Below are 24,358 nucleotides of genomic sequence, written 5' to 3' on the forward strand. Positions count from 1 at the left end.
TGGTTTAACCTTTCATCGAATTGTACCGGTCAACATTGACGGTATGGCGGTTGCGATAGATAGCCAATAGGATCGCTACCCCTACCGCCGCTTCCGCCGCCGCCACGGTCATGGTGAACAGAGTGAACACCTGACCCGTCGGATTGGCATACAAACCATACTTGGAGAAGGCAACCAGGTTGATGTTGACCGCATTCAACATCAGCTCGATACAGAAAAGGACCACCACAGCATTCCGTTTAGTCAGAACTCCGTATAATCCCACACTGAACAAAATCGCCGCCAATGCGAGATAAGATGAGACCGGCATCAGGACTTCGACTCCTTTCTCGCCAGAATCACAGCTCCGACCAATGCAACTAACAACAGGACGGAGAGCGCTTCAAAAGGAATGACATACTGTTTAAATACAATCTCTCCCAGACGAGAGACTGTAAATTCTTTGGCGGAGGCTGTACCCTCTTCAAAGGGAGTATTGTAAATGGTGTGGATCAGAATCCCGAACAAAGCGCCCACCCCGATAAAACTGAAGAAACTGTGCCAGGGACGGACGGTCTCCTCTTGGTCTCTGTGCTGGGTCAACATAATTCCGAACAACATCAGAATGGAGACAGACCCGGTATAGATCAGCACCTGGGCCACTGCCAGAAACTCTGCATTCAACAAGACATAGAGCCCAGCAATGCACAACATCGTGAAGGCGAGGGACAGAACCATGTGGACGACTCGAGTGAAATTGAGCATGAAGACTGCCCCACCGATGGCACACACAGCCAGGACAAAAAAAGCGATAAACTCACCGCTCATCTCGATCACTTTTTCACACCCCGCGCATTCACATTGTTTTCACTCCGGATATGGGAGTTGTTCTCCTGAAGCCAGTGGATATCCTTAAACAGATCATCCCGGCTGTAACTGGCCAATTCAAAGTTATGCGTCATCACGATCGCTTCTGTGGGGCAGACTTCTGTGCACAGATCACACAGGATGCAAATTTCAAAATTGATATCGAAAGTATCCAGCACCTTCCCCCGTTTTTCCGGATGTTTGCGGCCAGTCAAGGTGATGCAGTCCGTCGGGCAAACCCGGACACATTGATTACAGACGATACATTTGTCCGGGTCCAGATATTGGATTCCCCGAAACCGGTCCGGCATCGGAATGGGTTCATCTGGGTATTTATGCGTCACTTTTTTTTGCGTCATGGTTTTTAGAGTGACCCCCATCCCTTTGATCAGACCCATCATATGAATCCCCCCATTCATTTAAAAAAGTCCGGAAGCCTTGTGACCCATGGATTTAGAATGGACCTCCCACGGTCAAAAAGTGTTGTGATTTACACTGATCTTGGACAGTCGAGGTTGGTTTTTCTTCCAGCTCCAAAGTTCTTGCGAGCTAAAGACGCTCCATGTGAACCCCTACCCTCCCGCGAATGTTTTCACTCCACGTCGGGAGCCTATCAAATCTGTTGATTAACCAGTAAATAGGTGAAGGAAATAAAACTAACCTTTCGCTCTTCCCATTGTCCCCATCGCAAAATATGGCCTGAGGGGACAGGGCTGGTGGGACGGCTAGGATCTCTTGCAAAGAGCGCAAAGGCGAATCAAAGCCCCGCCATCCCGACCCCATTTCCTGCCTAAAATATGGCTAATCAACACGCCTGACTTGAATCACCAGATAGGCCCTAATACCAACCTCCGAGCACTTCCTTGAGAAGTGCGGAGAAGAAAATATTGAACAGAGCCAGAGGAAGTAGCACTTTCCACCCCAGTTGCATCAATTGGTCCACCCGAATCCGGGGAAGGGTCGCCCGGATCCAGAAGATCGTGAATACGATCATCGCAAATTTCAACACAAACCAGATCAACGGAGGAATCACATCCAGCCCGAAGAGAGGATTCCACCCGCCCAGGAACAGGACCGTGGTCATCGCAGCCATCGCAAAGATATAAACGTATTCCGCCAACATGAAAAAAGCGAACCGGAATCCACTATATTCCACATGGTAACCGGCCACCAACTCCGATTCCGCTTCTGGAAGGTCAAAGGGAGTCCGGTTCAACTCCGCCAAAGAAGCGATGAAAAAGACCAGGAATCCGATGATCTGAGGGACGATGAACCACATCTGCCGCTGGGCCTCCACAATCCCGGTCAAATTGAGGGTTCCTGCAGCCATCACCACCCCTACCACAGACATCACCAAGGGAATCTCATAGCTGATCATCTGAGCGACAGACCGCATCGACCCCAGCAAGGCATATTTGTTGTTGGAGGCCCACCCCCCGACCAGAATCCCGATCGTGGTGATACTTGAAAGGGAAATGAAATAGAGAACTCCCACACCGATGTCGGCAAACACCAGTTTCCCGGTGAAGGGAATTACAGCCAGCACGACAAAGGACGGGACAAATGCGATCACCGGTGCCAATTTAAACAGGGTGCGATCCGCCTTGGCAGGAATCGTATCCTCTTTGATCAACAGTTTGAAAACATCAGCCACGGTCTGAAATAATCCCCAAGGGCCCACCCGGTTGGGGCCATGTCGCCCCTGCATCCAACCGAGCACTTTGCGCTCCAGCAAGATCGCATAAGTGACAAACCCAAGCACCACCACCAAGAAAAGGACGGGACCGAGCCACATCCACATGTTCATATCCCCATCCACCTCCCCGCTTAACCTCCCGACCTGCTTGATTCCATAGAGTATCCAACTCCGCGCTTCGATTTGGGGAACCGGATTGGATGGTCTCCCTCGGGATTCGATTTCGCATTTCCTTTGATCTTTATACCTGATAGAGCCGGTTCCCGGCCAGCCATATGGTCTTATTTACAATCCTTCCAGTGACAACGCTTTCAGACCAGTCGATTCTAAACTGTCGATAGAGAGTCCCTGTTCCTTTTCTGCGCCATTCCAAATCCAGGGGAGCCTGCCCTTCTTCCTTCAAACCCCGGAATCATAAGGTTCATAATCCTTCCGCAACGGGTGTCCCACCCATTCCTTCGGCATCAAGATCCGCTCCAGATTGGGGTGGCCGGAAAAACGGATCCCCAGCAGATCATAAATCTCCCGTTCGTGCCAATCAGCAGCCCGCCACACTCCCGTCACCGATGGCACTTGTGCCTCCTCCCGATCGGTCTTCACTTTGACACAGATATCGTGACCCTGAGTTAGGGATGTTAAATGATACAGAATTTCCATATGCTCTTCTTCATCGACACCGGACAAATTTTCCAGGTAGTCAAAAGCCAAGGTTTCCTCCTCTAACAGCAGACGAGCCACTTCCAACCACCGTTCCGAGGAAATCACCAATGTCGGGCGATCTCCCCCAGGCCGGTTGATATACGCCTCCTCCACCGCCTCGGCACCCACTTTCTCACTCAGCACCTTGACAAATCGCTCCAACAAAGGTTGTAGAGGGGAGGGCTCCGGGGGTTCCGGGGGCTGTTTCTCCTTGGCGGAACGTTTTTTCACATCTGCCGCCTGGGCTTTGGCCTGAGTCCATCGCTTGGCTGTCTGTGCAGCCGGATCTCCCTTTTCTGTTGCCGCTTGGGATGCGGAGGATTCCTCCTTCCCTGTTTCGGAAAGGGTCTCTTTCTCGCGAGGGAGATGGGGCGGCTCCGGTTTTTCCGGTTCCGCTTCCGACCTGGTTTCCCTTGCCGGATTCCCCTTGGAGTTATCTTTGCTCAAGGCGGGTCACCCTCTTTCCGGTATCGGCTTCATAGCGGATCTTTTCCTGCAACTTGTGGATTCCGTAAATCAAAGCCGCCGGATTAGGCGGACAACCGGGAATATAGACATCCACCGGCACGATCTGATCCACCCCCTTGATCACTGCATAAGACTTGACATAAGGTCCTCCGGCCGTGGCACAGGAACCCATAGCGATCACCCATTTGGGTTCGGGCATCTGATCGTATAAACGGCGCAATAGAGGACCCATTTTCTTGGTCACTGTTCCGGCTACAATCATGACATCAGACTGACGAGGAGAAGCCCGAAAGAAAGAGCCAAACCGATCCAGATCATAGTGGGGAGCCCCGGTGCCCATCATCTCAATGGCACAGCAGGCCAAGCCGAAAGTCATCGGCCACAGGGAGTTACTACGAGCCCATGCCTTCACGTTGTCCAAAGTGGTGGTAAACACATTTCGCTGCAGCTCCTCGATCTCTTCAGGGAGAAGCTCTTTTAAATTTATGTCCATTCCAACACCTTCTTCTTCCAGGCGTAGATTAAACCGATCACCAAAAAGAAGACGAAGATCAACATTTCAACCAGCACAAAAAGGCCGACATCTGCCCGCAGGACATCATAGGCCACCGCCCAAGGGTAGAGAAAGACGGTCTCCACATCAAATATCACAAACAGAAGGGCGAAGAGGTAATACCGAACGTTGAACCGCACCCAGCCGTCACCTGTTGGATCGACACCACTTTCATAGGTGATCGCTTTGGCCGACGTCGGCTTGTGCGGTCTAAGCCAGGACCCTAGGGTCAGGGCCCCTGCCGGCAACGCTAACCCCAACAGGATGAACACGACGATCGTCATGTAGCTCTGTGCATACTCCATGAAGCTCTCCCCCACCTTCCTGTCGCAGACCCGTTTCAGATCAGCCTGCTGGATCCTTTGCCAGATTTGATCAACTTATGAAATTATCATGTGGGTTTCATCGATTGGAAAGATTCTAAAAAGGGATTTCAGTTACAGATTATATCAGAAATCCCTCATTTCCTCCAACTAAAAACCGAGGGTTATTCCCCTAAAGACCGTGATTCATAAGATCCGACCGTTGATCGATCCGCACTACCAAATATTTTATCATATTTTTTAAACAGATCCCAACCTTCTGTCACAAGCATCAAAAAGGCAACCCACAGTTGTGGGTTGCCTATAGCCGATTCACGCACTCCCTCGATCAGCTCTTTCCGACTCGAAGCCGAGTGATCGCTTTTTGCAATGCGATTTCGGCTCGCTTGAAATCGACGTGTTCCTGTTTATGATCAGCTAAGCGCTCTTCCGCTCTTCGCTTAGCTGACTCCGCACGTTCTATGTCGATCTCGCCCGGCATCTCGGCGGTTTCTGCCAAAATGGTGACGGTGTTTTCCCGCACTTCGATAAAACCACCGCTGATAGCGACGAAAAACTCTTCCCCATCCTTTTTCACTTTCGCGGCGGTGACTTTCAGCGGACTGACATAAGGCGCATGATGGGGTAGAATCCCGATGTCACCTTCCTCCGCACGGGCAATCACCATCTCCACTTGTTCCGAGTAAACTTTACGCTCGGGCGTTACGATGTCCAACTGCATGGTGCTCATGGACACACTCTCCTTTTCAGCCCGTCAGACGAGAGTTTTTGCCTTTTCAACCGCTTCTTCGATGGCGCCCACCATGTAGAAGGCGTCTTCCGGCAGATCGTCGTGCTTGCCTTCCAAGATCTCCTTGAAGCTGCGCACGGTTTCCTTGATCGGAACATATTTCCCAGGCACGTTGGTGAACTGTTCCGCCACGTTCATCGGTTGGGAGAGGAACTTCTCGATCCGGCGGGCACGACCCACGATCTGTTTATCCTCTTCACTCAGTTCATCCATCCCCAGGATGGCGATGATATCCTGCAACTCTTTGTAGCGTTGCAGTACTTCTTGAACTCCACGGGCCACATTGTAGTGTTCTTCACCCACGACAGCCGGAGACAGGATCCGGGAAGTGGATGCCAGCGGGTCCACCGCCGGGAAAATGGCCTTGGACGCCAGCGAACGCTCCAAATTGGTAGTGGCGTCCAGGTGGGCGAAGGTGGTAGCCGGTGCCGGGTCAGTGTAGTCGTCAGCAGGCACGTAGATCGCTTGAATCGAGGTGACGGATCCTTTCTTGGTCGAAGTGATCCGCTCCTGAAGTTGACCCATCTCTGTAGCCAGTGTCGGCTGATAACCCACAGCGGAGGGCATCCGGCCCAAGAGAGCCGATACCTCGGAACCCGCTTGAGTAAAACGGAAGATGTTGTCGACGAAGAACAGCACATCCTGTCCTTCTTCATCTCGGAAGTACTCTGCCATGGTCAATCCCGTCAGAGCCACCCGCATCCGAGCCCCCGGCGGTTCGTTCATTTGGCCGAAGACCATGGTGGTCTTCTCGATCACGCCGGAATCGCTCATTTCATGATAAAGGTCGTTCCCTTCCCGGGTCCGTTCCCCCACTCCGGCAAACACGGACAGACCGCCGTGTTCGTGAGCAATGTTGTGAATCAACTCTTGGATCAACACGGTTTTCCCCACACCGGCCCCACCGAAGAGACCGATTTTTCCACCCTTTGCATAGGGTGCCAACAGATCCACTACTTTAATTCCGGTTTCCAGCACCTCTTCCTGGGTGGAGAGGTTTTCGTAGCTGGGTGCGGGACGGTGAATTGAGTATTCGGTTTCCGATTTCACTTGCTCTTTTTCGTCGATGGCATCTCCCAACACGTTGAACACCCGTCCCAAGGTGGGACGACCCACTGGGATCGTGATCGGCTTACCTGTGTCCACCGCTTCCATGCCGCGAACCACACCGTCCGTGGAACCCATCGCAATGCAACGGACGATGTTATCCCCTTGTTGCAGTGCCACCTCAACGGTCAGGTCGAGATCCCGCTCACTTGAAGATTTCGCTTGATATTGAATCTTGATCGCGTTGTTGATTTCAGGCAGGTGACCCTGGTCGAATTGAACGTCGACGATGGGACCCAATACCTGTGTGACGCGTCCGGTGCTCATCCGTTTCCCTCCTTAAACTGCAAATGCCATCCCGTGGCACCCCCACGAGATCGATGATGAAACTTAAAATCAGCTTTATTCCAGAGCACTGGCCCCACCCACAATTTCGGCCAACTCCTGGGTGATGGCGGCTTGACGGGCCCGGTTGTACTTCAATGTATAGGCTCCGATCATCTCTGTCGCATTGTCGGTAGCGTTGCCCATCGCTGCCATCCGGGCTCCAAATTCACTCGCCTTGGATTCCAACAGGGCGCTGTAGATCAAGGTTTCCGCATAGCGGGGAAGGAGTGTGGACAAAACCTCTTCAGGAGAAGGCTCGTATTCGTACAATGCCTTCAAACCGCCCTCTTTCTCCTCTTCTTCCAGATCCGCCAAGGGAAGGAGCCGCTTCTCCACAGGACGTTGCGTGACCGGGTTGATAAATTCGTTATATACGAGAAACAATTCATCATACTCTTCTTCCGCATACATTCCGACAGATTGGGATACGACCGCTTTGATGTCGCTGAATTCCGGACTGTCAGGCAGACCCGTCACTTCTCCGACCACTGGGATGTCCCGACGCTTCAGGAAGTCCGCTCCCTTACGTCCCAACACGAAAACCACATATTCATCCTTGCTGGCGTGGCGCTCGTTCACAATTTGGATCAAAGTGCGTAGCACGTTTCCGTCAAATCCGCCTGCTAATCCCCGATCAGATGTGATCACCAGATATCCCGTTTTCTTCACGGGACGGGAAATCAGCATCGGGTGTTGAACTCCATCTGTCGCGCTGGCGACTGATGCGATCACTTCTCGCAACTTATCCGTGTATGGGCGAGAGGATTCAGCCTTTTCCTGAGCTCGGCGCAATTTGGCGGCAGCCACCATCTCCATCGCTTTGGTAATCTGTTTGATACTCTGAACGGAGCTGATACTCCGCTTGATATCCCGCATATTTTCAGCCATCCATCTTCACCGCCTTTCCACGTCGGGCGGCGTCGGGCGGCTTCCATCACAGGAAGCCGGTGCCGATCCAGCCACGACTTCAATTTCCGTCACTGATTTGAGGGAGAGAAACCCTTCTTAAATTCTTGGATTGCGTCCTTGATGCCTTCTTCAATCTCATCATTGAGCGTCTTTTGCTCACGGATGTTACGAAGCAGATCGGCTCGTTCGGCATCTACAAAGGAGAAGAGTTCACTTTCAAACCGGAGCACATCTTCCACCGGAATATCATCCAGATAACCTCGGGTGGCGGTGTAGATGGAGATGATCTGCTTTTCGACGGACATCGGGGCATTTTCATCCTGCTTCAGGATTTCCACGAGGCGTTCCCCACGGGAGAGCTTGGCCTGTGTCGCTTTATCCAGGTCGGAACCGAACTGGGCAAAAGCCTGCAAATCCCGATATTGAGCCAGATCCAGCTTCAAGGTTCCAGACACTTTTTTCATCGCCTTGATCTGGGCATCCCCACCAACCCGGGAGACGGAGGTCCCCACGTTGACTGCCGGCCGCACCCCGGAATAAAAGAGGTCTGTCTCCAGGAAGATCTGACCGTCGGTGATGGAAATCACGTTGGTCGGGATATAGGCAGCAATATCGCCGGCTTGGGTCTCGATAAAGGGAAGAGCAGTCAAGGAGCCACCACCCTTTGCATCGGAGAGCTTGGCAGCACGCTCCAACAGGCGGGAGTGCAGATAAAAGACATCCCCTGGGAATGCTTCACGCCCCGGCGGACGGCGCAGGAGCAAAGAGAGTTCACGGTAGGCGGCAGCTTGTTTGCTCAAGTCATCGTACACCACCAACACGTGCTTCCCTTGATACATGAAATATTCACCCATGGCGCACCCGGCATAGGGAGCCAAGAACAAAAGCGGTGACGGCTCCGAGGCGCTGGCGCTCACCACAATGGTGTAATCCATCGCACCGGCTTTACGCAGTTTTTCCACCACGCCCACCACGGTGGATTGCTTCTGACCGATGGCCACATAGATACAAATCATGTCCTGATCCTTCTGGTTGATGATCGTATCCACTGCCACCGTCGTCTTACCGGTTTGCCGGTCCCCGATAATCAATTCCCGTTGGCCGCGGCCGATGGGAATCATCGAGTCAATCGCCTTGATCCCTGTCTGCAAAGGTTCGTGAACCGACTTCCGATCCATGACACCCGGCGCAGGAGATTCCACGGGACGGTATTCCGAAGTTTCGACCGCCCCTTTCCCATCCAGAGGTTGACCCAGGGGGTTGACCACTCGGCCCAGCAAGGATTCTCCCACTGGGACCTCCATGATCCGACCCGTCCGTTTCACTTGGTCCCCCTCGCGAATCTCCGTATAGGGACCGAGGATAACCACACCTACGTGATCTTCCTCCAGGTTTTGCGCCATGCCCATCACGCCATTTTCAAACTCGACGAGCTCACCGGCCATGACGTTTTTCAGACCGTGAATCTGAGCGATCCCGTCCCCGATCTGAATGACACTGCCGACATCGACTACTTCGATGTTTCCTTCAAACTGTTCGATCTGCTGCTTGATCAGAGAGCTGATCTCTTCAGGCTTGATGCTCATGATTTCACCTCTATCCTTCCATCCGATTATCCGATGTGGATCGCGGTCAATTCTTTCCGGAATCGTTTCAATTTGTTTACCAAGCTACCGTCGTACAGACGATCTCCGATCCGTACGACAGCGCCGCCGAGGATATCAGGCTCGACGCGGTTGGTGATCACCAGTTTTTTCCCGATGATTTTTTGGAAGACAGCGATCAGTTCTTTCTCCCCAGTCTTGGTGAGAGGATGAGAGGTGATCACTTCCGCTTCCGCAACCCCTTTTTCTTCATGGACAAGGGCTTGATATTCAGAACCGATCGCCTCGATCGCATTTTCCCGATTGCGCTCAGCAATCAGATGAAGGAGGTTCCGGGCCAGGTCAGACAAGTCCTGGAACAGTTTGTCGTAAACCTCCTTCTTCTCCCCGGAAGACACCTGGGGATGAACAGCCCATTCCCGAAGCTCCGGGTGCTGGGTCCAAACATCGGTTACCAGCTGCCAATCTTTAGCCGTCTGATCCAGAGTCTTTTGTTCCTTGGCGGCTTCAAAGAGAGCCCTCCCGTACCGTTTACCAATGATAGAGAGACTCATTGCAATTCGCCTACCTGGCTCAAGTATTTTTTCACCAAAGCGGATTGATCTCTCGCTTTAATCTCTTTTTCAATCATTTTGGAAGCCAACTCAACGGAAAGAGTCCCCACTTCATCCCGAAGTTCCAGAATCGCCCGCTCCTTCTCCGAGATGATTTCGGATTTGGCTTCACTGATCATCCGCTCCGCCCGTTCACGAGCATCCCCGATGATCTCTTCCGCTTCCCGCTCTTTTTGTGCCCGAGCCCGTTCCAGCAGTTCCTTTGCCTCTTGTCGGGCCTGAATGAGGGCCTCTTTTTGCTCAGCCACCAATTTTTCCGCTTCCGCCCGATTCTGTTCTGCAGTGGTAATCTGATCTTCGATGTGTTCCGTTCGTTCATTCATCACCTTCATGACTGGGCCCAGGGCAAAGCGTTTCAACAGTAACATCAAAATTAAGATCGCACCGACCTGGAATAACATGGTTCCCCATGTGAAAGACAATCCGAATCACTCCCTTCAATAACCCTAGGATCGAACAGAAGGCGGGGAAAAGAGAACTCCCCGCCACTCACTTTGACCAGCTTAGATAATACCGAAAGCAAGCAGGATCCCAATCCCGACACCGATGATCGGAAGGGCCTCGATCAGACCGAAGAGAATCATCGTCTGCCCAAAGAGGGTACCGCGGGTTTCCGGTTGCCGTGTGATCCCTTCGATGTACTTGCTGAACAAAAAGCTGTTACCCAGAGCTGCACCCAGGGCAGCAAAACCAATCATGATACCTGCGGCGAGTATGTTCAAATCCATTCTTATTTTCCTCCCTTATACCTCTTAGTAAATCTGTGGTTTCACCAAACTTAGTGATCCATTTGTTGCGCGATGTACACATTGGCCAAGACGGTGAAGATATAGGCTTGAATGGCACCGACAAACAGGGAAAAACCCATCCAGACAATGACAGGGGCACCTGTGATGAGGGGGGATCCTTCAGTAATCATAATCGTGATCAGAATCTCTCCGGCAAAAAGGTTGGCCCACAAACGCATCCCATGAGTGAGGGGTTTGGAAATCATCTCGATCAAGTGGATCGGAAACATCAAGAACATCGGCTTAAAGTAATGACCGATATAACCCTTCAGGCCCGACCGGATCCCGACAATATGGGTATACAACGTGATGGCGACAGCCATAGCCAAGGTGACACTCAGATCCGCCGTTGGCGATTTGAACCAGGAGACATGGTCACCCTCGGCAATTCCCAAACCGGGGAAGGATTGATGGGCTTCTGAAGTCACCATCAGAAAGATACCGAGCTGGTTGGCAACCAGAATAAACATAAACAGCGTATAACTGAAAACGACATACTTGTCCGCTGCTTTGTTGTTATTGTCATAAGCCATCCGGGTGATCCCCTTGACAAAGTCGATGGCCATTTCAACCAGATTCTGAATCCCCCTCGGAACCCTACTGCGTCCCCGGGTGGCCAAAACTGAGAGCAAGAAAACAATAAGACAGGCCACTGTTGTCCCGATGATGATAGTCAGATCAAAGGTCATGTTGAGGAACTCAACCTTCGGCGTCAACTCCATCCTTTTCGTTCACCCCCTTCGCCTGTGATGTCCAAAATCAGATTTTATCAAACTTAACTCTACCACAACTGCAGCCACATAGCCGAGGGGAAACCCCAAGAAAATACCTAGAACATTTACTTGCTCAGGATAACGGATTCCGAGGATCAAGGGGAGAATCAAGACGAGGAAGCGATTGGCCAATCCGATCCCCATACGGGATTCTTCGCCAGTTAGGGCCATTTCTCCCGCCAACCGGAGTTTTCTGGCGATATGGAGAACATTGTATAGGCTGACCAGCCCTCCCAAAAACATTCCCGCAAAGAAGGGTTTGGCAGGCAAGATCAACCACAGAAGCAAGATGAGTGCCAGAGAACAGGCGGTCAGGATCACGACACGGCGGCGTCGAATCAGCAGTGATTCTCTGTAGGGTTGAAAGTCCAATGGCAACCTCCCTCAGTGACCAAAGCAACTGCTGTCACGGCTTGAGAAGTTCTTAATACTATTTCTTCCAAAAAAAACGAATGGCCGTTGCGGTGATCACTCCTCCCAACAATATTCCTCCCAGCAACCCTGTCGCCGTCCAGGTCGGAAAACTCCCCCATTTATCGTCCAAAAACCGACCGAGCCAAGCTCCGCCCACAATGAACAAGAGGATTTCCGTACCCAGAGAACCGAACAAACCAATGACCTTCCACGGATTCTCCGGTTGATTCTTCAAGGGTCTCCCCCTTCACAACAGGTTGCAATGAGAATTGATTGTCGGAGGAGCACCCAAAAAAACGCTCCATTCCACTCTACATGGTATCGAAGGCTTGGGGAATGTGTCAACGCTTCCACCCGACCCAATGATGAACATTTTGTCACATTTCGTTCCCCTATGGGAACAGAGAGCCTAAACCTCGACAGGGGGGGCTCTCCCCAGCATTCGATCTCTTATCGGGTGCCGTAGAGGCGGTCGCCAGCATCTCCTAGACCAGGGACAATATAACTGTTTTCGTCCAGTTTTTCATCTACGGCGGCAACATAGATGTTCACATCCCCGTGATCTTTCTGCACCCGTTCAATCCCTTCAGGGGCTGCGATCAAACACATCAATTTGATATGCTTGGCCCCCATATCTTTGATGCGACGGATGGCTTCGGCGGCGGATCCTCCCGTCGCCAGCATGGGATCAATCACAATCAGCTCCCGCTCTCCGATATCCGAAGGCATTTTGGCATAGTACTGAACCGGCTCCAACGTCTCCGGATCTCGGTACAATCCGATATGTCCCACTTTTGCTGCGGGGATCAAACGAAGGATCCCATCCACCATCCCCAAGCCTGCACGCAGAATGGGAACCAACCCCAATTTCTTTCCTGCCAGCACCTTGCACTGGGATTCGGATACCGGGGTCTGTACAGTCACTTCCTGCAGGGGCATGTCCCGTGTGATCTCATAGGCCATCAATGCGGCAACCTCATCCACCAATTCCCGGAATTCCTTGGTTCCCGTGTTCTTGTCCCGGATATAGGTCACTTTGTGCTGAATCAGCGGGTGGTCCAAAACATAAACATCACTCAAATTTTACACTCCCTTCCACCGGTTCTCAACAGTTCTCAAACATTGTACTGGTCTTTGGGGCGATTGTCGACAAGGGTTTGTGATTTTTTTTACAATCTCTTCATCCTTATTTTGTATATTGCCCTGAAAGAGAGAAAACCCGCCACAATGGGCGGGTTTGATATAAAAAACAGTGGGTTATTGCCGAACCGGGCATTCCCCTTGCCCCATCGAAAAAATGACTCACGGGGAGAGGAATGGCGAAATGTCGCATTGCAACATGACGCCCTGATCCACATTCAGTATCCGGGTGGAACCGGCAGCTCACACCCCTTTGATCACGGCCACCGGATGGCAGCGGGCCACCACGGTCGCCAGATTGGCCCCTTCCACGGAGTCGATGATCTGGTCTACATCTTTGTATGCTTGGGGAGATTCATCTAAAATCGACTCCAGAGTGTTTTGATTGACCACGATTTCTTCATCGGTTCCCACCTTCATCGAACGGGAGAAAGCATCCACTGTGACCAACTCTTTGGTGGCGCGCCGGGAGCGGAGTCGGCCGGCTCCGTGACAGATGGAGTGAAAATTTTTCTCTCCGGCCCGTTCTCCAACCATGATATAAGAAGCCGTCCCCATCGACCCAGGGATCAAGGCGGGGTGCCCCGTTTTCCTGTAGGGAGCCGCATTCATGAAGTGACCGGGTGGAAGAGCCCGGGTGGTTCCCTTCCGGTGAACCAGCATCGGCTGGTTGCGATGGACTTCCTTCAAAGCATAGTTGTGCATCAGGTCATACAAGACCGGCATTTCCATGTCATTTCCGGCGAACTCCTTCAATCCCTGAAGCACTCCATAAGCGATCATATGCCGATTGGCGACAGCAAAATTGAGTGCGGAATACATCAGGTTGATGTACCGATAACCCTCTTCCGAATCGATGGGGGCATAGACGAGATTGGGATCCGGAGTCCCCACCCCCCACTTTTGCATCGCCCGCTTGAAATCCTTTATATAGCGGGCTCCCATCATTCCACCCCATGCCCGGGAGCCGGAGTGAATCATAACCACGATTTGTCCGTCGAATAATCCCCAGGCCTCAGCGACATCCCGCTTTTGCTCCGAGATCTCTACCCGCTGAAATTCGATGAAGTGATTTCCTCCCCCCAGTGTTCCCAGTTGCCCCCAGGCCCGCCCCCACACCTTATCGGGAATCTCCCCTAGGAAATCTGTGTCATATTTGAACTGAGCGGTTTCCACATGGGTTAAGGAGCGGGTGGAGCGTGGGGTGTAAGTATCGGGAACATATTTTTTCGGCAGCCCTTTGATCCCTTCCCTGACCACATTCTCCAGTCGGATGTCACTGTATCTGGAGGTGGAACGCTCATTGACAGGCACAAACTTCTCCACCGCCTGTACCAATTCCCGTCTCACCTGACGTCCCCGCAGATCTTCCTCTCTGAGACCGGTCAGATGCAGACGCATGCCGCAACCGATGTCGGAACCGACGATGGAAGGGGAAACAAAGCCGTCCTTCATCCCCCACACCGCTGTCGTCCCGATGCAGGTGCCGATTCCGACATGGGCGTCCGGCGTGTAACTCATATGGATACTGCGAGGAATCTGCAGGTTGTTGTCGGCCATCTGAAACACTTTTTGATCCAGTTGCGCAAATACTTCGTCGTTGGCGAATACATGGAGATTCCCATGGGTCAGCTCCAGTTCGCGATGATTGTTTCCATGTTCCTTAAACACGGTTTCCTCCCCCCCCGAATCACCCAAGTCTCACCATATTAGCAGAAGGGGGCAGAAAATACGATCATTTTCGTTTTTTCACCCAAAAACAAGCCCCTTCAGAAAGGGGCTTGAGGTCAGTTGTTCATATCGGCATACAGCGGAAAACGGGCGGTGAGGGAGGCGACACGCTGACGGGCTTTCTCCCCAGACTCACTATCTTCCGGATTTTTCAAGACCAAAGCCATGATCTCAGCGATCTCTTCCATCGCTTCCCCATCCATCCCCCGAGTCGTGACTGCCGCGGTTCCGATGCGAAGACCACTGGTGACAAAGGGGCTTTCCGGATCGAAGGGGATCGCGTTCTTATTGGCAGTGATCCCCGCCTCATCCAACAGATGTTCCGCCGTTTTCCCTGTCAAGCCCAGGTTGCGAACATCGATCAGGATCAGATGGTTGTCCGTTCCCCCGGAGATCAGCTGGAGACCGCGTTGGGTCAAAGCCTCTGCCAGGCGGGCTGCATTATCCACCACTTGAGCGGAGTATTCTTTAAAGGACTCCTCCAAAGCCTCCCGCAAAGCGACTGCTTTGGCTGCGATCACATGCATCAAAGGACCGCCTTGGATTCCGGGAAAGATGGATTTGTCAATTAATTTGGCATGTTGTTCTTTGCAAAGGATCATTCCGCCCCGGGGACCACGCAGGGTTTTATGGGTGGTGGTAGTGACAAAATCCGCATGGGGTACTGGGTTGGGATGGTGTCCCGTTGCCACCAGCCCCGCGATATGAGCCATGTCCACCATCAGATAGGCGCCTGCCTCTCTGGCGATCTCCCCCATTTTGGCAAAGTCGATGCTGCGGGGGTAGGCGCTGGCTCCGGCCACCAGCAATTTCGGTTTGTGTTCCAGAGCCAGCTTTCGCACCTCTTCATAATCGATCCGATGGGAGTCGGGATCCACTCCATAGGCGATGAAGTTGTACATTTTTCCAGAGAAGTTGACCGGACTCCCATGGGTCAGATGACCCCCGTGAGCCAAGTTCATACCGAGGACAGTATCCCCCGGTTCCAGCACAGAAAAGTAAACCCCCATGTTGGCCTGCGCTCCAGAATGAGGCTGGACATTGACATGCTCTGCGCCGAACAGTTGCTTCGCCCGGTCTCTAGCCAGCTCTTCTGCTACATCAACAAATTCACAGCCGCCATAGTAACGTTTGCCTGGGTAACCTTCTGCATATTTGTTGGTCATCACACTACCCATGGCTTCCATGACGGCCTGACTGACAAAGTTTTCAGATGCGATCAGTTCAATTTTCTCTTGTTGTCGGCCCAGCTCTTTACTGATAGCCGCCGCGATTTCCGGATCTTTTTGCCTGACAGAATTCACTGGCTCTCCTCCTTTATTCCAACCGTTCCCGTCCATTTTACCATCAACAGAGAGGAAAACCATCAAGTAGTGTTGTAAAAAGCCATTCAAAAGTCCACGAAATCACAACACCTTGAAGCCTTGTGAAAAAAACCTTCACAAGGGAGGGTGGGGGTTCACATGTCAGAGGCAAATTTCTTGCGAACCCCAGGCACTTCACACACCCTGTGGTACCACCTCTATTTCAGGGCTTCAGCCCATCGTGATTGTAGTGCCTGTGGTGCTACCTCTATTCCAGGACTTCAACCCATCGTGATTGTAGTGCATAGGGCGCTTTGGACCCAGAGGGCACAAGTCTCGCCAGGGTCGCTTTCTCTCCCAGGTCTCGCTATGGCAGCACACGACTCCCTTTCGCCACTAATTAACAGCCCTGACCCTGAATGCCTTCACTCTTCCTTCTCTTCCAATGTGTACACCGCCCGGGCTCCTCCGATCAATTTGGGCCGGGTAACAGCCATGGTAACGTGAGCTTCACCGATGTAAGCCGACGAAGGGCGAACCGGCACCGCCACCGGCTTCAGATGCATCCCGATCAGGGTGTCCCCAATATCGATTCCCGCATCGGCCTGGACCTTTTCCACCAGCACCGCCTCTTGCAGATGACGGTATGCCTGGGAAGCCATCGCCCCTCCCGCATGGCGTACGGGAACCGCCGCCACCTCCGTCCATTGAAACTGTTCCTGTGTTCGGCGGGTGACCACCAACGCCCGATTCAGATGCTCACAACATTGAAAGGCGAGGTGGTAACCATAGGAAGCCTGAACCTGAAGTGCCCCTTCCAAAATAGCGGAAGCCACCTCATCACTGCCCTCGCTCCCGATTCGCTTGCCAGTCACTTCACTGGTGCTGACTCCCATCACCAGGAGGTGCCGGTGATCCAAAAGCTTGTTTTTGAGCAACTCTTTCGTCACCCGGACCACTTGATCCCGGATCTGCTCCTGCACAAGTTCACTTCCCTTCTAGAGCAGCGATCTTATCCACACGACGATGGTGCCTGCCATCGGCAAACTCCGTCGTCAACCAGATCCTGACAATATTTTCAGCCAAGCCAGGGCCCACCACCCGTTCCCCGAGGGCCAGCACATTGGCTTGGTTATGTTCCCGACTCATCCGGGCCGAATATTCATCTGATACCACAGCGCAACGAATTCCCTTCACCTTATTGGCGGCGATGGACATCCCGATCCCGGTCCCGCAGATCAGAATGCCACGGTCAAATTCACCCTGGGCCACCTTTTCTGCAACCGGCTGGGCATAATCAGGATAATCGACGGAGTCGGTACCGTCGCAACCCACATCGGCCACTTCCATCCCCAGCTCATGCAACACTTTCTTCACGGTCTCTTTCAGATGGATCCCCCCGTGGTCGGATCCGATGACTATTCTCATTCTCCACTCCTCCTGTCCATTCAAACGCCACGATTTACGATGGATCTACTTTTTCATGATTCCCTTTCATTTTGCCATCGATCCAAGAGTTTCTCCACCTGTACTTCAATCTCAGCGGCACACCGCCGATACACCTCTTCATCTCCGCCAAAGGGGTCGCCAACATTCATCTGAGACAACATCTCGTCAACCTCTTTCCGAAGGGAAGCAAAGGAGGCTTCCTGCCCCTCCAATTGCACCTGCAACTCTTTTTTTCGTAAGTGATCTCCCTCTTTTTCAGCCTGCTCCAACAACGCCCGGCAGGTTTCCAAATCCACTTGCAAGCGTTGGAGGGATTTTACCTTTTCCTGTTGAGAGTCTTCCAACACATACTCCTTCAGCGTGTGCAACTTGTCCACTGCATCGGGGTAACGGTGGACCAACATCTGTTTATGCGCCTCAGTCATCACCAATATGAGATCGGCCCAGGCCGCCATCGCTGCATCCAGGGGACGGGAGCGGTGGGAACTGTGGTCGATACCCTTTTCCTTCATCACCTGGACGGCAGCATCCGAGGGAGAAAGCCCATTCACAGCGGAGATGCCGGCAGACCGAACCTCCAGCCGAATCCCCTCCTCCATCGCCTTTTGACGCAGCAGGGCCTCTGCCATGGGAGAACGACAAGTGTTCCCGGTGCAAACAAACAACACCTTTTTCACCCATTTACCCCCCCTTCCGGAAAGTACTGACGGTTGCTATTTACCATTTTCTCAAGCTCCGACAAGGTTATGCAACCGTTGTTTCCTCCATACTACCCCAACCGATCCCGTCACAGCAAAAACCTGAGGCCGAGAGAGATCAAGATCAAGCCCCCGACAGCCTCACCATAATCTCCGATCCAAGACCTGGCGTGGCGTCCCAACAGCATGCCTATACAGGCCAAGACGGCCCCTGCCGTTCCAAACAATAGCACGGCTAGCAAGAGATCCGCTGCAAACAACCCGAGGGATAAACCCGCTGACAAGGAATCGAGGCTGACACTGAAGGAAAGCAGAAGAAGTCCCCATAGGCTGGAGTTGACAGTGGATTTCTCCTCTCCGACGATATGAAAGGCATTCAATAACATATTGGTGCCCAGTAAACAGAGAAGCCCTCCTCCCACCCTTACAGCGATCTCTTCGACCAAGGAACCTAACACCTGTCCGATGACGATTCCCGCAAGCGGCATCAAAATGTGTAAAACACCAATGATTCCACTGATAAGGAGGATACGACGAAATCGGAGGCCCTGCATCCCCACCCCGATCCCTAGGGAAAAAGCATCCATCCCCAGAGCCACGGAAATCATCCACAAGGTGAAAAACTGCCCCCACTGGGGCAAGGAAAGGTCCATTCCCACTCCTCCCCGCACCTCGCATGTCTCTGAAAGGTATGCGGTAGAGTGGACAAAAAGAACCCGTCCCAATGGACGGGCCCCTTCATTCCCGGTCGGGTTCAATCACCCGGCCTTCAGCTGCTTTGCTCAACCGGTTCATCACCGAGTGCAACACTCCCCTCGGTGGAAAACCTTCCGCCGCAATCCATTGGGCACCTACTTTATCAAACCGACGCAAAGCTCCGTACAATTCTCTGGCAATCGTGTCTGGTCGGGAGCGGCTTCCACAGACGACGACCCAGTCTGCCCGGTAACGGGAGGCATGTTCCTCTGTACACAGGATTCCCGTCTTCTTGCCGGATTGCATCGCCTCATCTGCCATCCGCTGAATCCGGCTCACTTGTGCCTCCCCATCCCCAGTAATCACCCACATCTCCCCTCCTGGGGCATAGTGGCGATATTTCATTCCTGGTGAACGGGGGGATTCCTGCTCCTGCTGCAACCCGGGGTCCATCTGAACTTCTCCGACCACTTTCCGTAGCATCTCCAAGGTGACACCTCCTGGCCGCAACAACACCGGAGGATTTACTGTCACATCCACCACAGTGGATTCCACCCCCACCCCGGTCGCCCCACCATCCAATATTCCATCGATCCGCCCTTCCAAATCCGTCCACACATGTTCGGCGGTTGTGGGGCTGGGCTTACCCGACCGATTGGCGCTGGGGGCAGCCACGGGCACACCGCAGTGTTTTAAAAAGGCAAGTGCCACAGGGTGAGAAGGATTCCGCACCCCCACCGTGGGCAAGCCTGCCGTCACTTGGGGGGCCAGGTTTCCCCGGTGGGGCAAAATCAAAGTCAAGGGGCCTGGCCAAAATCGACGGGCCAGTAATCTACCTGATTCCGGAATCTCTTGCACCCACTCCTCCAATCCTTGTTTACTGGCCAGGTGGATGATCAAAGGGTTGTCCGACGGCCTTCCCTTTGCTCGGTATATCGACGCAACCGCTTCCGGATTCGTCGCATCGGCTCCCAATCCGTAAACCGTCTCCGTGGGAAAGGCTACCAGACGTCCTTCTCGCAACCATGCCGCCGCTTCCCGGATCGCGGGGTTTTGGTCCAAGTCGGCTGCCGTGTCGATCTTCCATTGTTTGGTTTCCATACCGAATTCGACCCTTTCCATGATAATGTCAGCCTGGGAGCCGGGCTTTCACCAGTGTTACTCCTGTCCCCATGATACCATATCCACCGTCTCCGTCTCCTCTTCCCATAGGTGGGAGCTTAGATTAACGGGTTTTTCTCTCAATACGACGGTAAAAACAGGCGCATGAATGCACCAGTGAGAACTTTGGAGGAGGGAGGTTTGATTTACATAGAATCAGGCGTGTTGATTAGCCCTATTTTAGGCAGGAAATCAGGTCGGGATGGGGGATGGTGAAGAGCCTTTGCGCTCTTGGCAAGAGATCGTAGCCGTCCTAGCATCCCCGTCCCTTAAGCGAAATTTTGCGATGGGGACAATGGGAAGAACGAAAGGGTCGTTTCGTTTCCCATCATCCACTTGATGGTTCATCAACAGCTCTGACATGGAATAGCTTTGATTCCTCAAAAACAGAATGGAATGTAAAACTCCCCCCTCGACTGGCACCCCTCCCGGAAAACTTTTCTGCTAGCAGATCGCTGAGATAGTCTACGACCTTCTCATCTATTTCCCGGAAAATCAACAACTATGACTGCTTTCTCTTTTTTTAGTTCTGCATCCTCTGTTCACTTCATAGATTCATAGGGAAGAATGAAGGGAGGACGGAACTTTGTTTACAGTCAGGCGTGCCATACCCGAGGATCGGGAAGCGATCCGCCAGTTACTTCAACAGGCAGGGGTTAGTGAAAAAGGTGTGGATCATCACCTGGAGAATTTTTTGTTAGTGAAAGAGCCTGAAGAGGGGAGAAACGTGGGGACGGCGGGATTAGAAATTCACGGAGACCGAGGAGTGTTGCGTTCCTTTGTCATAGAGAAGAAAGCTTGGAATGCAAAGACAGCTATGGAATTGATCACGGTAGTCCTCTCCTTTGTACAAAAGATGAAGTTGAAGGAGATCTATTTGTTGACGGGGGTCTCCCCTCATCTTTTCGAGTATTTTGGGTTTCAATCAGTAAAGTGGGAAGAGCTTCCCGAGGTAATTCGTGATTCCGTCGCGGGTCGAGTCGATCCGTCTGAGGCTATACCGATGGTTTTTCGCAGGGCTGTGGATGAATCCATCAAGTGATTCCTCTCCGATCTAATCGAAAAAAGACTAAAAAACTAGCGGCGGGCAGGAGCCATGTACTACCCAAGTGACCTGATGTACCACAGGCACTACATTTGAAAAATTTAGGATGTACCACAGGCACTACATTTGAAAAATTTAGGATGTACCACAGGCACTACATTTGAAATTCAGGATGTACCACAGGCACTACCATTTGAAATTTAGGATGTACCACAGGCACTAGTATCCAAGGGCCTTCAAGGTAGCCTACTCAGCGTAGAATCTGGAAGAATGCCCTGAAATAAAAAAGTTCCCGCCTCCCGTGTAAGCTGCACAGGAACTGGGAACTTGCCTTTCACTCAAAGAGTCCAGAAAAGAAATCTTCCAGGGAATCGAGGAAAAAAAAGCGAATTTCCGCCTTTTGCGGTTGCTCGGGATGATTCTGCTTCTCCACCTGGGCAGGTGCCGCCATGGCTTGGCCAGTGGAAACCGTTCTCTCCGTTCCATCTAAGGCATCTCCGTTGCTCATATCGACAAAACAAAGGGGTGGGAACAACACACACCACCAATTGTCTCCTTTCCCCTCTCCGATGGAGATCAACAGCGCCTCATAATTTCCAGCGGGATAGACCTTGTCACCGTACAGTTTCGTGGGAAAGGGCACTTCCCCGAATTGGACCTGAACCGGATCGGAAAATCCCTGATCCCGCAAGGTCTGTTCCGCAATCTTCTCCAGTCGGGGGAGACGGGTGCGTACCAATTGCCGTGCCTCTTGTAGAGTGGTCGGTTTTTGTGCCCAGGTATCGATTTCCCGGATCACCTCATCCCGGACTTGTCGTTTCAGGCGTTGGTCCCGTTCCGAATCGCTATTGGCGAGGATCCGAAGGCGAATCGCCTCTTCGGGAATCTGGCTTGATTCACCGGAACCGGCACTCACCGCTCCGATCCGGTCCTCTCGGTCTTCCTCTCCATGAGTCCATGAGATGAATATAAAAAATCCGACAGCCAACAAAACCAATACCGTATAAGTGCGAACCCGCATCGGATAAACCCTCCTCGACTGATCTATCCTCCATTATGGACAGGCAGTCACAGGTTTAATCATAGATGGATACGGGTTCGATTTCATTTCCCGGGGAATTCCTCGATTCGGGCAGCGACCACCCGCGGTCGCCCAGCTAGATCCGAGGCAAAGAAAATCTGAGCCCCAGCAAAAGTCTTTGCCAGCATTTTCCCCACGGCTTCCGATTGATCCTCTCCCACTTCAAAGACGACCAGACCCGGATTTTTCAGGACTGCCGGAATCCCCTTCACTATGATACGGTAGGGAGCCAATCCGTCGGGGCCCCCATCCAACGCCATCCAGGGTTCGTGATTCCTCACCTCTGCATCGAGGTGAGGAATCTCCCCTGCCGGGATATAAGGAGGATTGGAAACCACCAGATCTACCTGGATATGCAGTTTGCGAAGCGGGTCCAACCAATCTCCCTGCATCCAGCGGATATGATCTGTCGTTCCATTTTTTTCCCCATTGTGTTGGGCTACCTTCAGTGCTGTCGGCGAGCGATCCACAGCAATCACGTCCCAATCTGGTCTCTCCGCAGCCAAGGTGACCGCAATCGCGCCACTGCCGGTTCCCAAGTCGACTGCAGTCACAGGTTTCCCTTGCCAAATCCGATCCGCTTCCCGAAGAACTGTCTCCACCAAAATTTCCGTTTCCGGACGGGGGATCAGCACAGAGGGATTCACTTGGAAGGAACGGCCGAAAAATTCCTGCTCCCCGAGCAAGTACTGAACCGGAGTCCCCTCCCTCCTTTGCTTTAACCAAGCGGCAAAGCGTTGTGCCGCCTCTAAGGGAAGAGGATCATGAAACCGGGTGAACAATCGGGTTCGATCCCAGCCCAAGACAGTCCGGAGCAACAGTTCCGAAATAAAGCGAGGGCTCTCCACCTGGTGCTCTTCCAGGTATCGGATTCCCAGATGATAAGCTTGGGCTACGGTCTCCATCTGATTCGATTCCGGATTCAAGGGCATTCCCTCCTCAATACAAAAAACAGGCGGCAGCGCCGCCCGGTTTTATTCTACCTTTTTCAACAGATTCGCCTGTTCCTCCAGCACCAGAGCATCGATGATTTCATCCAAATCTCCGTCCATAACCAGATCCAGTTTGTGAAGAGTGAGGCCGATCCGATGATCCGTCACCCGGCTCTGTGGGAAATTATAGGTCCGGATTCGTTCACTGCGGTCCCCTGTACCCACCTGAACTTTGCGAGCATCAGCCATTTTAGCCTCTTCTTCCTGCTGTTTTTGATCCAACAGGCGAGCCCGCAGCACCCGCATCGCCTTCTCCTTGTTTTTGATCTGGGATTTTTCATCCTGGCAGGAGACTACGATGCCAGTGAGCAGATGGGTGATACGAACGGCGGATTGGGTCGTGTTGACACTTTGCCCTCCTGGACCGCTGGAATAGAAGGTGTCGATGCGAAGATCCTTGTCCTGGATTTGCACATCCACTTCCTCTGCTTCAGGAAGAACAGCCACTGTTGCGGTGGAGGTATGGATCCGCCCTCCCGACTCCGTCGTCGGCACCCGTTGAACCCGATGTGCTCCGCTCTCATATTTCAACCGGCTATATGCACCTGCACCCTGGACAGAAAACACTACTTCTTTAAAACCGCCCAAGCCTGTGGTATTCATATTCAAGATCTCCGCTTTCCAACCCATTCGCTCTCCGTATCGGGTATACATGCGATACAGATCCGCTGCAAACAGGGCCGCCTCTTCCCCGCCGGCAGCCCCCCGGATCTCCATAATGACGTTTTTGTCATCATTGGGATCTTTGGGCAGGAGCAACCATCGGAGCTTTTCTTCCAATGCTTGTTTCCGGTCGGAAAGCTCTGCCAGTTCCGTTTTGACCAAATCCAGCATCTCAGGATCCGACTCTTCTTCCAGCATCATGCGGGCCTCTTCATATTGATCGGCAACCTCTTTGTAATCACAGTAGACCAGATATTTCGGTTCCAGATCAGACTGTTCTTTTGAATATTTGCGAAGCAAATCGGCGTTATGGATTACCTCGGGATTACTGAGGAGTTGATTCAACTCTTCGTATCGTTGACGGATCGATTCCAGTCGCTCCAACACACCGCTTCACTCCCGCTGGTTCATTGTGGAGGGAGAATCTCCCGCCTGTCTATGATGATCCAAATAGTTGGAACGTCAGGGCTGTTGATAACCATCAAGT

At 52.5% G+C, this 24,358-nt stretch carries 29 protein-coding genes; 1 reads left to right on the top strand and 28 read right to left on the bottom strand.

The genetic code is table 11. The annotated features are described in order from the left end of the window. Nucleotides 1-4 precede the first annotated feature (4 nt). The 25 genes from nuoK to JOD24_RS06330 all read right to left on the bottom strand — a co-directional run bounded on the left by nuoK (nt 5) and on the right by JOD24_RS06330 (nt 20,030). Nucleotides 5-310 (bottom strand): NADH-quinone oxidoreductase subunit NuoK, encoded by a 306-nt coding sequence (nuoK, locus tag JOD24_RS06210; protein WP_380165089.1) that lies wholly within the window; start codon nt 308-310, stop codon nt 5-7. Further along, nucleotides 310-807: an NADH-quinone oxidoreductase subunit J gene (locus JOD24_RS06215; RefSeq protein WP_380165249.1), complete on the bottom strand. Its 498-nt coding sequence runs from the start codon at nt 805-807 to the stop codon at nt 310-312. Before JOD24_RS06215 ends, nuoK begins: the two co-directional genes overlap by 1 nt. 5 nt (nt 808-812) lie before the next feature. Then, on the bottom strand, nt 813-1,247 hold the full coding sequence (gene nuoI / locus JOD24_RS06220; protein WP_380165087.1) for an NADH-quinone oxidoreductase subunit NuoI: 435 nt from the start codon (nt 1,245-1,247) through the stop codon (nt 813-815). A gap of 437 nt (nt 1,248-1,684) precedes the next feature. Next, nucleotides 1,685-2,653, bottom strand: a complete 969-nt coding sequence (nuoH, locus tag JOD24_RS06225; protein ID WP_380165085.1) for an NADH-quinone oxidoreductase subunit NuoH — start codon at nt 2,651-2,653, stop codon at nt 1,685-1,687. A gap of 288 nt (nt 2,654-2,941) precedes the next feature. Then, complete coding sequence (locus tag JOD24_RS06230; RefSeq protein WP_380165083.1) at nt 2,942-3,688, bottom strand: NADH-quinone oxidoreductase subunit C; 747 nt, start codon at nt 3,686-3,688, stop codon at nt 2,942-2,944. Further along, nucleotides 3,675-4,202, bottom strand: coding sequence for a NuoB/complex I 20 kDa subunit family protein (locus JOD24_RS06235; RefSeq protein ID WP_380165081.1), 528 nt, complete (start codon nt 4,200-4,202; stop codon nt 3,675-3,677). The genes JOD24_RS06230 and JOD24_RS06235 overlap by 14 nt, the downstream gene beginning before the upstream one ends. Beyond that, on the bottom strand, nt 4,193-4,567 hold the full coding sequence (locus tag JOD24_RS06240; protein WP_380165079.1) for an NADH-quinone oxidoreductase subunit A: 375 nt from the start codon (nt 4,565-4,567) through the stop codon (nt 4,193-4,195). Before JOD24_RS06240 ends, JOD24_RS06235 begins: the two co-directional genes overlap by 10 nt. 346 nt (nt 4,568-4,913) lie before the next feature. Continuing rightward, nucleotides 4,914-5,315 carry a F0F1 ATP synthase subunit epsilon gene (locus JOD24_RS06245; protein ID WP_380165077.1) on the bottom strand — a complete coding sequence of 134 codons (402 nt, stop codon included), beginning with the start codon at nt 5,313-5,315 and terminating at the stop codon, nt 4,914-4,916. A gap of 24 nt (nt 5,316-5,339) precedes the next feature. Beyond that, nucleotides 5,340-6,749: a F0F1 ATP synthase subunit beta gene (atpD, locus tag JOD24_RS06250; protein WP_380165075.1), complete on the bottom strand. Its 1,410-nt coding sequence runs from the start codon at nt 6,747-6,749 to the stop codon at nt 5,340-5,342. 75 nt (nt 6,750-6,824) lie between these two features. Continuing rightward, complete coding sequence (gene atpG / locus JOD24_RS06255) at nt 6,825-7,697, bottom strand: ATP synthase F1 subunit gamma (RefSeq protein ID WP_380165073.1); 873 nt, start codon at nt 7,695-7,697, stop codon at nt 6,825-6,827. Between the two features lie 89 nt (nt 7,698-7,786). After that, entirely contained in the window at nt 7,787-9,304 is a 1,518-nt protein-coding gene (gene atpA, locus JOD24_RS06260) for a F0F1 ATP synthase subunit alpha (protein WP_380165071.1), read from the bottom strand. Nucleotides 9,305-9,330: 26 nt separating this feature from the next. After that, a complete protein-coding gene (locus JOD24_RS06265; protein WP_380165069.1) occupies nt 9,331-9,876 on the bottom strand; it encodes a F0F1 ATP synthase subunit delta in 546 nt (181 codons plus the stop codon). Next, nucleotides 9,873-10,358, bottom strand: a complete 486-nt coding sequence (atpF, locus tag JOD24_RS06270; RefSeq protein WP_380165067.1) for a F0F1 ATP synthase subunit B — start codon at nt 10,356-10,358, stop codon at nt 9,873-9,875. Before atpF ends, JOD24_RS06265 begins: the two co-directional genes overlap by 4 nt. A gap of 81 nt (nt 10,359-10,439) precedes the next feature. Further along, nucleotides 10,440-10,658, bottom strand: a complete 219-nt coding sequence (gene atpE, locus JOD24_RS06275; RefSeq protein ID WP_380165247.1) for a F0F1 ATP synthase subunit C — start codon at nt 10,656-10,658, stop codon at nt 10,440-10,442. Between the two features lie 56 nt (nt 10,659-10,714). Continuing rightward, on the bottom strand, nt 10,715-11,446 hold the full coding sequence (atpB, locus tag JOD24_RS06280) for a F0F1 ATP synthase subunit A (RefSeq protein ID WP_380165065.1): 732 nt from the start codon (nt 11,444-11,446) through the stop codon (nt 10,715-10,717). Between the two features lie 9 nt (nt 11,447-11,455). Then, nucleotides 11,456-11,869, bottom strand: coding sequence for an ATP synthase subunit I (locus tag JOD24_RS06285; protein WP_429246534.1), 414 nt, complete (start codon nt 11,867-11,869; stop codon nt 11,456-11,458). A 58-nt stretch (nt 11,870-11,927) separates the two neighbouring features. Further along, entirely contained in the window at nt 11,928-12,146 is a 219-nt protein-coding gene (locus JOD24_RS06290; RefSeq protein WP_429246535.1) for an AtpZ/AtpI family protein, read from the bottom strand. 215 nt (nt 12,147-12,361) lie between these two features. Then, nucleotides 12,362-12,991: a uracil phosphoribosyltransferase gene (gene upp / locus JOD24_RS06295; RefSeq protein WP_429246536.1), complete on the bottom strand. Its 630-nt coding sequence runs from the start codon at nt 12,989-12,991 to the stop codon at nt 12,362-12,364. A 303-nt stretch (nt 12,992-13,294) separates the two neighbouring features. Next, nucleotides 13,295-14,722 (bottom strand): RtcB family protein, encoded by a 1,428-nt coding sequence (locus JOD24_RS06300; RefSeq protein ID WP_380165057.1) that lies wholly within the window; start codon nt 14,720-14,722, stop codon nt 13,295-13,297. Between the two features lie 116 nt (nt 14,723-14,838). Then, nucleotides 14,839-16,086 carry a serine hydroxymethyltransferase gene (locus tag JOD24_RS06305; RefSeq protein ID WP_380165055.1) on the bottom strand — a complete coding sequence of 416 codons (1,248 nt, stop codon included), beginning with the start codon at nt 16,084-16,086 and terminating at the stop codon, nt 14,839-14,841. A gap of 425 nt (nt 16,087-16,511) precedes the next feature. After that, the gene (locus JOD24_RS06310) at nt 16,512-17,069 is read right to left on the bottom strand and encodes a TIGR01440 family protein (RefSeq protein ID WP_380165053.1); all 558 of its coding nucleotides are present in this window, start codon (nt 17,067-17,069) and stop codon (nt 16,512-16,514) included. A 4-nt stretch (nt 17,070-17,073) separates the two neighbouring features. Next, nucleotides 17,074-17,514: a ribose 5-phosphate isomerase B gene (gene rpiB / locus JOD24_RS06315; protein WP_380165051.1), complete on the bottom strand. Its 441-nt coding sequence runs from the start codon at nt 17,512-17,514 to the stop codon at nt 17,074-17,076. A 53-nt stretch (nt 17,515-17,567) separates the two neighbouring features. Next, nucleotides 17,568-18,212, bottom strand: a complete 645-nt coding sequence (locus tag JOD24_RS06320; RefSeq protein ID WP_429246537.1) for a low molecular weight protein arginine phosphatase — start codon at nt 18,210-18,212, stop codon at nt 17,568-17,570. A gap of 110 nt (nt 18,213-18,322) precedes the next feature. Next, nucleotides 18,323-18,886: a manganese efflux pump MntP gene (locus tag JOD24_RS06325; protein WP_429246538.1), complete on the bottom strand. Its 564-nt coding sequence runs from the start codon at nt 18,884-18,886 to the stop codon at nt 18,323-18,325. Between the two features lie 85 nt (nt 18,887-18,971). Further along, nucleotides 18,972-20,030, bottom strand: coding sequence for an L-threonylcarbamoyladenylate synthase (locus JOD24_RS06330; protein ID WP_380165045.1), 1,059 nt, complete (start codon nt 20,028-20,030; stop codon nt 18,972-18,974). 646 nt (nt 20,031-20,676) lie between these two features. On the opposite strand from JOD24_RS06330, the gene JOD24_RS06335 reads away from it, so the two are divergent. After that, the gene (locus tag JOD24_RS06335) at nt 20,677-21,132 is read left to right on the top strand and encodes a GNAT family N-acetyltransferase (RefSeq protein ID WP_429246539.1); all 456 of its coding nucleotides are present in this window, start codon (nt 20,677-20,679) and stop codon (nt 21,130-21,132) included. A gap of 337 nt (nt 21,133-21,469) precedes the next feature. Here the strand turns inward: JOD24_RS06335 and spoIIR are convergent, their stop codons facing one another. From spoIIR to prfA, 3 genes are all read right to left on the bottom strand, one after another. Beyond that, a complete protein-coding gene (gene spoIIR, locus JOD24_RS06340; protein WP_380165041.1) occupies nt 21,470-22,156 on the bottom strand; it encodes a stage II sporulation protein R in 687 nt (228 codons plus the stop codon). 83 nt (nt 22,157-22,239) lie between these two features. Next, nucleotides 22,240-23,142 carry a peptide chain release factor N(5)-glutamine methyltransferase gene (gene prmC / locus JOD24_RS06345; protein WP_380165039.1) on the bottom strand — a complete coding sequence of 301 codons (903 nt, stop codon included), beginning with the start codon at nt 23,140-23,142 and terminating at the stop codon, nt 22,240-22,242. 48 nt (nt 23,143-23,190) lie between these two features. Beyond that, a complete protein-coding gene (prfA, locus tag JOD24_RS06350) occupies nt 23,191-24,258 on the bottom strand; it encodes a peptide chain release factor 1 (RefSeq protein ID WP_380165037.1) in 1,068 nt (355 codons plus the stop codon). Nucleotides 24,259-24,358 lie beyond the last annotated feature (100 nt).

The organism is Kroppenstedtia sanguinis (assembly GCF_050433445.1).
GTDB classification, from domain to species: Bacteria; Bacillota; Bacilli; order Thermoactinomycetales; family DSM-45169; genus Kroppenstedtia; species Kroppenstedtia sanguinis.